General features: G+C 69.7%; 13 protein-coding genes and 1 pseudogene. 8 read left to right on the forward strand and 6 right to left on the reverse strand.

What is annotated here, in order from left to right:
* Positions 1-134: 134 nt before the first annotated feature.
* From CA983_RS33645 to CA983_RS33655, 3 genes and pseudogenes are all read left to right on the forward strand, one after another.
* A pseudogene (locus CA983_RS33645) lies at positions 135-281 on the forward strand (type II toxin-antitoxin system RelE family toxin); the annotation flags it as partial.
* A gap of 209 nt (positions 282-490) precedes the next feature.
* Complete coding sequence (locus CA983_RS33650; RefSeq protein ID WP_019434848.1) at positions 491-760, forward strand: type II toxin-antitoxin system Phd/YefM family antitoxin; 270 nt, start codon at positions 491-493, stop codon at positions 758-760.
* Positions 753-1,016, forward strand: a complete 264-nt coding sequence (locus CA983_RS33655) for a type II toxin-antitoxin system RelE family toxin (RefSeq protein ID WP_086604570.1) — start codon at positions 753-755, stop codon at positions 1,014-1,016. The genes CA983_RS33650 and CA983_RS33655 overlap by 8 nt, the downstream gene beginning before the upstream one ends.
* Before the next feature lie 134 nt (positions 1,017-1,150).
* On the opposite strand, the gene ychF is transcribed toward CA983_RS33655, so the two are convergent.
* The gene (gene ychF / locus CA983_RS33660; RefSeq protein WP_086604571.1) at positions 1,151-2,239 is read right to left on the reverse strand and encodes a redox-regulated ATPase YchF; all 1,089 of its coding nucleotides are present in this window, start codon (positions 2,237-2,239) and stop codon (positions 1,151-1,153) included.
* Positions 2,240-2,409: 170 nt separating this feature from the next.
* Between ychF and CA983_RS33665 the strand changes: the two genes are divergently transcribed.
* The gene (locus tag CA983_RS33665) at positions 2,410-2,997 is read left to right on the forward strand and encodes a DUF6542 domain-containing protein (protein WP_086604572.1); all 588 of its coding nucleotides are present in this window, start codon (positions 2,410-2,412) and stop codon (positions 2,995-2,997) included.
* A gap of 58 nt (positions 2,998-3,055) precedes the next feature.
* Here the strand turns inward: CA983_RS33665 and ppgK are convergent, their stop codons facing one another.
* Both ppgK and CA983_RS33675 read right to left on the reverse strand, forming a co-directional pair.
* Complete coding sequence (gene ppgK, locus CA983_RS33670; protein ID WP_086604573.1) at positions 3,056-3,802, reverse strand: polyphosphate--glucose phosphotransferase; 747 nt, start codon at positions 3,800-3,802, stop codon at positions 3,056-3,058.
* A 69-nt stretch (positions 3,803-3,871) separates the two neighbouring features.
* Complete coding sequence (locus tag CA983_RS33675; RefSeq protein ID WP_086604574.1) at positions 3,872-4,897, reverse strand: 4-hydroxy-3-methylbut-2-enyl diphosphate reductase; 1,026 nt, start codon at positions 4,895-4,897, stop codon at positions 3,872-3,874.
* Between the two features lie 422 nt (positions 4,898-5,319).
* Between CA983_RS33675 and xseA the strand changes: the two genes are divergently transcribed.
* From xseA to CA983_RS33690, 3 genes are all read left to right on the forward strand, one after another.
* A complete protein-coding gene (gene xseA / locus CA983_RS33680) occupies positions 5,320-6,528 on the forward strand; it encodes an exodeoxyribonuclease VII large subunit (protein WP_086604575.1) in 1,209 nt (402 codons plus the stop codon).
* Between the two features lie 9 nt (positions 6,529-6,537).
* The gene (locus tag CA983_RS33685) at positions 6,538-6,783 is read left to right on the forward strand and encodes an exodeoxyribonuclease VII small subunit (protein ID WP_086604576.1); all 246 of its coding nucleotides are present in this window, start codon (positions 6,538-6,540) and stop codon (positions 6,781-6,783) included.
* 140 nt (positions 6,784-6,923) lie between these two features.
* Positions 6,924-7,514, forward strand: coding sequence for a malonic semialdehyde reductase (locus tag CA983_RS33690; RefSeq protein WP_086604577.1), 591 nt, complete (start codon positions 6,924-6,926; stop codon positions 7,512-7,514).
* Positions 7,515-7,613: 99 nt separating this feature from the next.
* Here the strand turns inward: CA983_RS33690 and CA983_RS33695 are convergent, their stop codons facing one another.
* Positions 7,614-8,138, reverse strand: coding sequence for a DUF4245 domain-containing protein (locus CA983_RS33695; protein WP_086604578.1), 525 nt, complete (start codon positions 8,136-8,138; stop codon positions 7,614-7,616).
* Positions 8,139-8,264: 126 nt separating this feature from the next.
* Between CA983_RS33695 and glpX the strand changes: the two genes are divergently transcribed.
* Positions 8,265-9,299 (forward strand): class II fructose-bisphosphatase, encoded by a 1,035-nt coding sequence (gene glpX / locus CA983_RS33700; protein ID WP_086604579.1) that lies wholly within the window; start codon positions 8,265-8,267, stop codon positions 9,297-9,299.
* 89 nt (positions 9,300-9,388) lie between these two features.
* Here the strand turns inward: glpX and CA983_RS33705 are convergent, their stop codons facing one another.
* On the reverse strand, positions 9,389-9,763 hold the full coding sequence (locus CA983_RS33705; protein ID WP_086604580.1) for a WhiB family transcriptional regulator: 375 nt from the start codon (positions 9,761-9,763) through the stop codon (positions 9,389-9,391).
* A 174-nt stretch (positions 9,764-9,937) separates the two neighbouring features.
* Positions 9,938-10,387: LiaF domain-containing protein (locus tag CA983_RS33710; protein ID WP_086604581.1), on the reverse strand; the 450-nt coding region annotated here is incomplete at its 5' end.

Consider the following 10,387-nt stretch of genomic DNA (forward strand, 5'->3'; position numbering starts at 1 on the left):
GCCCCAGGCCCCCGAGGGCTTCACCCGCATGGCATCGGGCACCCACTTCGGCAAGATCGTCTTCACCCTCTGACCGAGGACCCACACGCAGGAGCAGTCTCTTGGCCGCCACAGCCGGGAGACGCCGGCTCGCGGTGAGTGAGTTCCGAACCGCCTTCCGGCCCGAGGCGCAGGCCGAACTGCGCAAGATTCCACGCGATATGGCGCTCCGCATCCTGGCCAAGCTGACCCAGCTTGAGAGCGATCCGCTCGGCTTCAACACCACAGCACTGTTTCCGCAGCTCAGAGCGCTGTCTTGAGCATTCCGCTTCAACGTGTGACCAGCTCGTTACCGCTTGCTCGTTTCTCGACGTGGTTTTCCAACACCCATCCAGCACGGTCGGGATTCATCCAGCACATCCAGCACACCGACCGCGACGATGGGACGCTCATCCGACTGCAGCAACCACGCGCGTTGTGTACACATGAGACACTGAGTACGCTTGAGCGCATGACGCAGCCACTGCCCATAGAGTCCATCCGCGACGTCCGCGCCCACCTGGCGGAAGTCGTCGAGCGCGCGGACCGCGACGACGTGCCCACGGTGATCACGCGCCGAGGCAAGGAAGTCGCCGCCGTCGTCTCCATCGAGGTGCTGCGCAAGTACCAGGAATGGGAAGAGCGCGAGATCAACCGGATCATCGACGAGCGCATGGCCAATCCGGCACCCGGCATCCCGATCGAGGACATCATGAGGGAGACGCTGGCGCGCGGTGAGTGAGTACCGAACCGTCTTCCGCCCCGAGGCTCAGGCCGAACTTCGGAAGATCCCTCGCGACATGGCCCTGCGCATCCTGGCCAAGCTGACCGAGCTGGAGAGCGATCCCCTCGGCTTCAACACCACCGCGCTCGTGTCACAGCCGGAACGCCGCCGACTGCGAGTCGGCGACTACCGAGTCGTCTACGCGATCGACAACGGAGAGCTGGTGGTGTGGGTCGTACACGTCGGGCATCGCTCCACCGTCTACGACACCTGATCCCGGCTGATCCGGCGTCAGAATATCCAGCACCCATCCAGCACGGGATCGACGAAGGGGCCGGGCTCCTGAGAGCCCGGCCCCTTCTGAACTGCACGTTTGCCTGGTCAGCGACGTGGTGTTATTTCATCCGCTCACACGTTGAAGCGGAACTCCACGACATCCCCGTCCTGCATCACATAGTCCTTGCCCTCCATGCGCGCCTTGCCCTTCGCGCGGGCCTCCGCCACCGAACCCGTCTCCATCAGGTCGTCGAAGGAGATGACCTCCGCCTTGATGAAGCCCTTCTGGAAGTCGGTGTGGATGACGCCGGCGGCCTCGGGGGCCGTGGCGCCCTTCTTGATGGTCCAGGCGCGGGATTCCTTGGGGCCGGCCGTGAGGTAGGTCTGGAGGCCGAGGGTGCGGAAGCCGACGTGGGCGAGCGTGGCGAGGCCGGGCTCCTCCTGGCCGACGGACTGGAGGAGTTCGAGGGCCTCGTCATCGTCGAGCTCGGCGAGGTCCGCCTCCAGCTTGGCGTTGAGGAAGATCGCCTCGGCGGGGGCGACCAGGGCGCGCTGCTCGTTCTTGAAGTCCTCGTCGACCAGCTCGTCCTCGTCGACGTTGAAGACGTACAGGAAGGGCTTGGTCGTGAGCAGGTGCAGGTCGTGCAGGAGCTCGGCGCGCTCGCTGCCCTGCACGATGCCGTGCGCGAAGAGCGTGTCGCCCTTCTCCAGGATCTCCTTGGCCTCCTCGACGGCCTTGACCTTGGCCTGGATGTCCTTCTTGATCCGCGACTCCTTCTGGAGACGCGGCAGGACCTTCTCGATGGTCTGGAGGTCCGCGAGGATCAGCTCGGTGTTGATCGTCTCGATGTCGTCCTTGGGCGAGACCTTGCCGTCGACGTGCACGACGTTCTCGTCCTTGAAAGCGCGGATGACCTGGCAGATCGCGTCGGACTCGCGGATGTTCGCGAGGAACTTGTTGCCCAGGCCCTCGCCCTCGGACGCGCCGCGCACGATGCCCGCGATGTCGACGAAGTCGACCGTGGCCGGGAGGATCCGCTCCGACTTGAAGATCTCGGCCAGCTTGCCGAGCCGCGGGTCGGGGACGCCGACGACGCCCACGTTCGGCTCGATGGTGGCGAACGGGTAGTTGGCCGCCAGCACGTCGTTCTTGGTCAGGGCGTTGAACAGGGTCGACTTGCCGACATTCGGCAGACCGACGATTCCGATCGTGAGCGACACGTTGCGACTTCCCGTGAGTGGAGAGGGCCAGAGGGCCAGAGGACCGGCCGATCCACCAGTCTACGGCGTACCCGAAACCGCCCCGGCGGCGTATCGAACGCTTGGCCAAGCCTCGATCCACGGCGTGTCTGAAGGGCTATTCGGCATATTGAACGACCTAAGTTGGTGCAGTGGAGCAATACAGGACGCGACCTGCCCAGTACGGACCGCGACGTGACCGGCCGAGATCGTCCCTGCCGCCGCAGGCGGGACGAGGAGCGGGCGGCGGGGCGGTGCGAGCGGTCCGGCAGCCGGGGCCCCAGCGCCGCCCGGCGGCCGTACGGCGGCCTCCCCCTGCGCCGGCACCCGCCGCGGCGAGGATGCCGAACCCCCGGCTGACCGGACTGGGCAGCGGTTTGTTCTGCGCGCTGGTGATGTTCCTGATCGGCGGGCTCTGCGCGGTGCTGTTCGGGGCGTCGCTGACGGCGTACGGGGTGCTGTTCCTGCCGGTGTGCGTGCTGACCGCCGTCTGGGTCCGCCGCGCGGACCTGATGATCGCGCCCGTCGTCGTGCCGATCGCCTTCGCCGTGGGACTGCTGCCGGTGGCGGACGGCGACGGCGGGACCGGCGGCAAGCTGATGGGGCTGGTGACGGCGCTCGCCACGCAGGCCGGGTGGCTGTACGGCGGCACGCTCATCGCCGGGCTGATCGTGATCGCCCGGCGGATCCGGCTGGTGCACCGGCGGCGGTCGGCGGCCGGGGCGCGTCCGTCCGTATGACAGCCGGGGCTTGCCCGTCGGTGTGACGCCTCAGCTCCGGTGTGCCGACGCCCCAGCTCTAATGCCCTGCCGCCCGCATCGCCGCCCCCACGATCCCCGCGTTGTTCTGCAACTGCGCCGGGACGATCTCCGCCTTGATGCCCTCGATGTGGGGCAGGAACTTCTGTGACTTGCGGCTGACGCCGCCGCCGACGATGAACAGCTCCGGCGAGAACAGCATCTCGACGTGGGCGAGGTACGGGCGCACGCGGTGCACCGCCCAGTGCTCCCACGTCATGTCGTGGTCCTCGCGGGCCTTGCTGGAGGCCCGCTTCTCCGCGTCGTGCCCGTCGAGCTCCAGGTGGCCCAGCTCGGTGTTGGGGACCAGGACGCCGTCGACGAAGACCGCGCTGCCGATGCCCGTGCCGAACGTGAGCACGATCACCGTGCCGCGGCGGCCGCGGCCGGCGCCGAAGTTCATCTCGGCGACGCCCGCCGCGTCCGCGTCGTTCACCACCGTCACCGGCAGCCCGCCCAGCCGCTCGCCGAGCAGCACGCGCGCGTCGGTGTCGATCCAGCTGTCGTCGACGTTGGCCGCCGTCCGGATCGTGGCTCCGTCGGTGACCACGCCCGGGAACGTGACCCCGACCGGGCCCGTCCAGCCGAAGTGGTCGACGACCTGCTTGACGCCGTCGGCCACCCCGTCGGGCGTGGCCGGGTGCGGCGTGAGGACCTTGTGGCGCTCCTGCGCCAGGTCGCCCTTGTCCAGGTCCACCGGGGCACCCTTGATCCCGGAACCGCCGATGTCCACACCGAAGATCTGCATGGCCCTACGTTACGACGAGGGACTGACGGTCACCGGCCGGACGGCGATCCCCGCCCAGCGGCTCCCCGATCACTCCCCGGAATCCTCACCGGTTCCGGCGCCACGGCGCTCGGCGACCAGCGCCGTCGCCTCCTCGCGCAGGTCGCGGCGCAGCTCCTTGGGCAGCGAGAAGGTGATGGACTCCTCCGCCGCCTTGACGATCTCGACGTCCTCGAAGCCGCGCTGGGAGAGCCACTCCAGGACCTGCTCGACCAGGACCTCCGGGACGGAGGCGCCCGAGGTGACGCCGACCGTGGAGACACCCTCCAGCCAGGCCTCGTCGATCTCGTCGGCGAAGTCCACCAGGTACGCCGCGCGCGCTCCCGCGATCTTGGCGACCTCCACGAGCCGCTTGGAGTTGGAGGAGTTGCGGGAGCCGACCACGATGACCAGGTCCGACTCGGCGCCCATCTGCTTCACGGCCAGCTGGCGGTTCTGCGTGGCGTAGCAGATGTCGTCGCTGGGCGGCGAGATGAGCTGCGGGAACTTCTCCTTCAGGGCGTCGACGGTCTCCATGGTCTCGTCGACGGACAGGGTGGTCTGGGAGAGCCAGACGACCTTGGACGGGTCGCGGACCTCGACCTTCTGCACATCGCCCGGCCCGTCGACGAGCTGGATGTGGTCGGGTGCCTCTCCGGAGGTGCCGATGACCTCCTCGTGTCCCTCGTGGCCGATCAGGAGGATGTCGTAGTCCTCGTTCGCGAAGCGGACGGCTTCCTTGTGGACCTTGGTGACGAGCGGGCAGGTGGCGTCGATGGTGGCGAGGCGGCCGCGCTCGGCCTCCTCGTGGACGACCGGGGCCACGCCGTGCGCGGAGAACATGACGATGTTCCCCGGGGGCACCTCCTCCGTCTGCTCGACGAAGATCGCACCCTTCTTCTCCAGGGTCTGCACGACGTACTTGTTGTGGACGATCTCGTGCCGGACGTAGACCGGAGCGCCGTACTGCTCCAGGGCTTTCTCGACGGCGATCACGGCGCGGTCCACACCCGCGCAGTAGCCACGGGGGGCGGCGAGCAGGACACGGCGGCCAGGCGAAGCAGACATGCGTCCCATCGTAAGGCCGCGTTCGCCGGGTCGAAGATCGCATCCGTGTGGAGTCCCCGGGGAGACTGACAGGGCACGATGTGAGTGAGGGGCGCGAAGGCGGAACGCCGGCAAGCAGGGGGTCGCGCCGTTGGGTGCCTGTGCTGTGCCGGGTGCGGGCCCGTCGTGGCTGGTCGCGCAGTGCCCCGCGCCCCTGGGTCGGCTCAGCTGCGGGCAGTCGTGCCGCTTGGGGCGGCACGGATGGKCGATGGGGGTCCCCCTGCTCGAGCGAAGCCGGGAGCTTGGGGGAGGGTGGGCGCAGCGGCACCCCGCAGCGCCGGGTTGCGCAACCCCCCGGMCTCACCGGATGGCCGGGCCGAGTCCGGCGGCCGGGAAACGGCGCCGCCGGGCGGTGGGCCGCGTTGTCAGCGGGGGCCACTACTCTCGCGGGCATGGCTGTGAACACGTCTCCGGAATCCCCGCTCCCCGTCGGTGAGGTGTCGCGGCTCATCGGGGGGTGGATCGACCGGCTCGGGGCGGTGTGGGTCGAGGGGCAGATCACGCAGTTGTCGCGGCGGCCGGGTGCCGGTGTGGTGTTCCTGACGCTGCGGGATCCCTCGTACGACATCTCCGTCAGCGTCACCTGCTACCGGCAGGTGTTCGACGCCGTCGCGGACGTGGTGAGCGAGGGCGCCCGGGTCGTCGTCCTGGCGAAGCCCGAGTGGTACGCCCCGCGGGGGCAGCTGTCGCTGCGGGCCGCCGAGATCAGGCCCGTCGGGGTCGGTGAGCTGCTCGCGCGTCTGGAGCAGCTGAAGAAGGCCCTCACGCGCGAGGGCCTGTTCGCGCCGGAGCGGAAGAAGCCGCTGCCCTTCCTGCCGCAGCTCGTCGGGCTGGTGTGCGGACGAGCCTCGGCCGCCGAGCGGGACGTGCTGGAGAACGCCCGGCACCGCTGGCCGGCCGTGCGCTTCGAGGTGCGCAACGTCGCCGTGCAGGGCGTGCACGCCGTGCCGCAGGTCGTGCAGGCCGTGAAGGAGCTGGACGCGATCGAGGACGTGGACGTGATCATCGTCGCGCGCGGCGGCGGCAGCGTGGAGGACCTGCTGCCGTTCTCCGACGAGCAGCTGATCCGGACGGTCGCGCAGTGCCGTACGCCCGTGGTGTCCGCGATCGGGCACGAGCCCGACAATCCGCTCCTCGACCACGTCGCCGACGTGCGCGCCTCCACCCCGACCGACGCCGCGAAGAAGGTCGTGCCGGACGTCGGCGAGGAGTACGAGCGCGTGCGGCTGCTGCGGGACCGGGCGCGGCGGTGCGTGGCGGCGCTGGTGGAGCGGGAGGAGCGCGGGCTGGCCCACGCCCTGGCGCGCCCGTCGATAGAGGATCCGCACCGGATGATCGACGAGCGCGCCGACCATGTGGCGGACCTGCTCGACCGGGGCCGGCGCTGTCTGCGGCACCAGCTCGACCGGGCGGACTCGGAGCTGACGCACACGCACGCGCGCGTGGTGGCCCTCTCCCCCGCCGCGACCCTGAAGCGCGGGTACGCCGTGCTCCAGAAGGCGGACGGGCACGCCGTCCGCGACCCGGGCGAGGTGACGTCCGGTGAGCCCCTGCGCGCGCGGGTCTCCGAGGGTGAGTTCTCCGTACGAGTGGACACATAGGGTGGATGGATGACCAGCGAGGTTGATGAGACACCGGGCATGAGCGAGGCGCTCGGGTACGAGCAGGCGCGGGACGAGCTGATCGAGGTCGTGCGCCGCCTGGAGGCGGGCGGTACGACGCTGGAGGAGTCCCTCGCGCTCTGGGAGCGCGGCGAGGAGCTGGCCAAGGTGTGCCGGCGCTGGCTGGACGGGGCGCGGGCGCGGCTGGACGCGGCGCTGGCGGAGGAGACCTCGGACGAGGCGGACGCGGAGTAGCGAAGCGGGCGCGGGGCAGCACGGGCGGTTCACTGTGAGGTGAGACACGACACCCCAGATTTGGTTGAACGTTGAACTTTACTGCCGTACGGTCGGGGCCATCAGACGTACCCGCTCGAGAAGGTTCAGAAGGTTCACCCATGTCTCTCGTCCTTGCCCCCGCCGCGCAGGACCTGCTGTTCCGCGAGGCCCGCACCGCCAACACCTTCACCGACGAGCCGGTGACCGACGAGCAGGTTCAGGCGATCTACGACCTGGTCAAGTACGGCCCGACCGCCTTCAACCAGACCCCCCTGCGCATCACCCTGGTCCGCTCCCCCGAGGCCCGCGAGCGCCTGGTGCGGCACATGGCCGAGGGCAACCAGCCCAAGACGGCCGCCGCCCCGCTGGTCGCGATCCTCTCCGCGGACAACGAGTTCCACGAGGAGCTGCCGCACCTCTTCCCGGCCTTCCCGCAGGCCAAGGACCTCTTCTTCGCCGAGCGCCCGGCCCGCGAGAACGCCGCCACGCTGAACGCCGCCCTCCAGGCCGCGTACTTCATCGTCGGCGTCCGCGCCGCCGGTCTCGCCGCCGGCCCGATGACCGGCTTCGACTTCGAGGGCGTACGCAAGGAGTTCCTGGACGACGACCACACCCCGCTGATGGTCGTCAACATCGGCCGGCCGGGCCCGGACGCCTGGTACCCGCGCTCCCCGCGCCTGGAGTTCGACCAGGTCGTCACGACCGTCTGACCGACGGACACGAGATAGGCCCCCGGTACACCTGCCCACGCCGGGGGCCTTCTCCATGTGCGCTCCCTGTGTACGGGTGCACCGCGTGTGTGCGGAGTCTCACTCCGTCTTCAGCGCGTCCGCCATCTTCGTCAGCTGCGCGAACGACGCGGTGCCCGTCACGACCGTCGTCGAGCCCTTGGTGCCCTCCAGGACCAGCGCGTCGTACCGCCCGCCCTCGTAGCGGGTCCAGGTCCGGCCGTCGATCTTCTCGGTCTTCCCGGTCTCCCGCGCGCCCTGGGTCGCCTCGTCGACGAAGACGGGGCGCCGCTGAGTGGACTGCTCGACGGCCACGTACTCCCCCTCGGGATCGTGGAAGCCGAGGTGCCAGGCGTCGAACTCGTCGCCCTGGAAGCGGACGGAGGTGGCCTTCCATGTGTCGGGCAGGCCCTGGGGCGCGGCCACGGGGTACGAGGCGGCCCGGCGTGCCGTGAGCAGTTCGACCCGGTAGTCGACGCGCTTGATGTCGGGCGCGCTGTCGTCGTGCGGGATGAAGAGGTATATGACGCCCGCCACGAGGACGATGACACCCATGGAGAGGATCATGTCCCGCGCCGTCTTCTGCTTGCCGTTCGTGCCTGCCACCCCCCTATCGTCGCAGGTCTCCGATGCGCTCATCCGTGGGGTCCCCTGCTCATTTTGCGGGCTCGGCGATAGAGTCGGTCGACAACACCCTCATCCGGCCGTCGTCGTACAGAAAGGTGCGCTCCGATGACCGAGAATCATCACTTGCCGTCCGAACTCGATGTGCCCTCCGAGGCCCCCGACCGCAACCTCGCCCTGGAGCTGGTCCGGGTGACCGAGGCAGCGGCGATGGCCGCGGGCCGTTGGGTCGGACGGGGTGACAAGAACGGCGCCGACGGTGCCGCGGTGCGCGCCATGCGGACCCTCGTCTCCACCGTCTCGATGAACGGCGTCGTCGTCATCGGCGAGGGCGAGAAGGACGAGGCCCCCATGCTGTTCAACGGGGAACGCGTGGGCGACGGGACGGGGCCCGAGTGCGACATCGCCGTCGACCCGATCGACGGCACCACGCTGACCGCGAAGGGCATGACCAACGCGATCGCGGTGCTGGCCGCCGCCGAGCGCGGGTCCATGTTCGACCCGTCCGCCGTCTTCTACATGGACAAGCTCGTCACCGGGCCCGAGGCCGCCGACTTCGTCGACATCAACGCGCCGGTGTCGGTGAACATCCGCCGGGTCGCCAAGGCCAAGCGGTCCGCGCCCGAGGACGTGACCGTGGTGATCCTCGACCGGCCGCGGCACGAGGGCATCATCAACGAGATCCGGGAGACCGGTGCGCGCATCAAGCTGATCTCCGACGGCGATGTGGCCGGCTCGATCCTGGCGCTGCGCGAGGGCACGGGCGTCGACCTGCTGCTCGGCATCGGCGGTACGCCGGAGGGCATCATCTCGGCGTGTGCGGTGAAGTGCCTGGGCGGCACGATCCAGGGCAAGCTGTGGCCCAAGGACGACGAGGAGCGGCAGCGGGCGATCGACGCGGGGCATGATCTCGACCGGGTCCTGACGACCGAGGACCTGGTCACCGGGGAGAACGTGTTCTTCGTGGCGACCGGGATCACCGACGGGGAGCTGCTGCGCGGGGTTCGGTACCGGGCCGAGACCGCCACGACCGACTCGATCGTGATGCGGTCGCGGTCGGGCACGGTGCGCAGGATCGATTCCGAGCACCGGCTGAGCAAGCTGCGGGCCTACAGCGCGATCGACTTCGACAAGGGGAAGTAGCGCGCACAGGGGTGGGGCTCGGGCAGCTCATCCCGCGACGAAAGGGCGCCCCCGGTGCGGTGGGGGCGCCCTTTCGTCGCGCGTGTTGGTCAGCCTGCCGCGGCTATGGTGCTCGCCGAGCGGGCCGCCTTCTTCAGTTCCACGTCGCGGCGGCGGCGCCGGGCCAGGACCACGCGGCGTTCGGCGGCGGTGAGGCCGCCCCAGACGCCGTAGGGCTCGGGCTGGAGGAGGGCGTGCTCGCGGCATTCGACCATCACTGGGCAGCGGGCGCAGACCCGCTTCGCCGCCTCCTCCCGGGAGAGCCGGGCGGCTGTGGGCTCCTTGGAGGGGGCGAAGAAAAGGCCCGCCTCGTCGCGCCGGCACACCGCCTCGGTGTGCCACGGGGCGTCTTGGTCCCTGTCTCGCGCTGGCACCCGCGGGGCCGGAACGGCAGCTACCAGGGACGAATGCGGCGGTTGCAGCACGGTCTACTCCTGACGACGGCTTCGCGAGCGAGAGACGATGCAGCAAGGCCTACCCGCTGTGCGCGCGCCTATGCACTGAGTTCCGAAGCGCTGGTTTCGCCCTCGTCTTCGGCTTCCGTTGTGCGGCGTCACCGGTGGACCGATTTGCTCCGGATCCCGGTGGATTCGCGACCGTCAATGGTTCAGGTGTTTGCGCAAACCCTTGTCGACCTTGCGCTGCACCCGGTCGAGGATGTCCGCGACGACCTTGCCGCGCCGGGGCCGCGCCTCGACGCTGCCCAGGACGGCCCAGCCGTCGACGTAGACGATCGGGGCCTCCCGTTCGCCCGAGTCGAGCGTGTCCACCTCGAAGCTGCCGAGCACGCCGCCGCCCATGCCGCGCAGTGACACGTTCTCCGGGACGCGGATCTCGACGCTGCCGAAGACCGAGAACGACTTGATCATGACCTGCTGGTGGTCGAAGAGCGCCTCGCTGAGGTCTATCTCGACACTGCCGAAGATCGCGTACGCGTGGATACGGCGGCCCGCGCGCCAGCGGCCCTTGCGGACGGCGCTGCTGAAGATCGCGACCACGTTGTCGTCCGGGTCGATCGGGATGGCGCCGACAGTGGGGCGGTGCGGGGC

It is taken from the genome of Streptomyces swartbergensis (assembly GCF_002148965.1).
Taxonomy (GTDB): Bacteria; Actinomycetota; Actinomycetes; order Streptomycetales; family Streptomycetaceae; genus Streptomyces; species Streptomyces swartbergensis.

What these genes read in the sequence shown, in the direction of transcription:
- CA983_RS33650 (WP_019434848.1), top strand. Translation starts at nt 491, where the DNA reads ATGACGCAGCCACTGCCCATAGAGTCCATCCGCGACGTCCGCGCCCAC.
- ppgK (WP_086604573.1), bottom strand. Translation starts at nt 3,802, where the DNA reads ATGCAGATCTTCGGTGTGGACATCGGCGGTTCCGGGATCAAGGGTGCC.
- CA983_RS33675 (WP_086604574.1), bottom strand. Translation starts at nt 4,897, where the DNA reads ATGGGACGCATGTCTGCTTCGCCTGGCCGCCGTGTCCTGCTCGCCGCC.
- xseA (WP_086604575.1), top strand. Translation starts at nt 5,320, where the DNA reads ATGGCTGTGAACACGTCTCCGGAATCCCCGCTCCCCGTCGGTGAGGTG.
- CA983_RS33685 (WP_086604576.1), top strand. Translation starts at nt 6,538, where the DNA reads ATGACCAGCGAGGTTGATGAGACACCGGGCATGAGCGAGGCGCTCGGG.
- CA983_RS33690 (WP_086604577.1), top strand. Translation starts at nt 6,924, where the DNA reads ATGTCTCTCGTCCTTGCCCCCGCCGCGCAGGACCTGCTGTTCCGCGAG.
- glpX (WP_086604579.1), top strand. Translation starts at nt 8,265, where the DNA reads ATGACCGAGAATCATCACTTGCCGTCCGAACTCGATGTGCCCTCCGAG.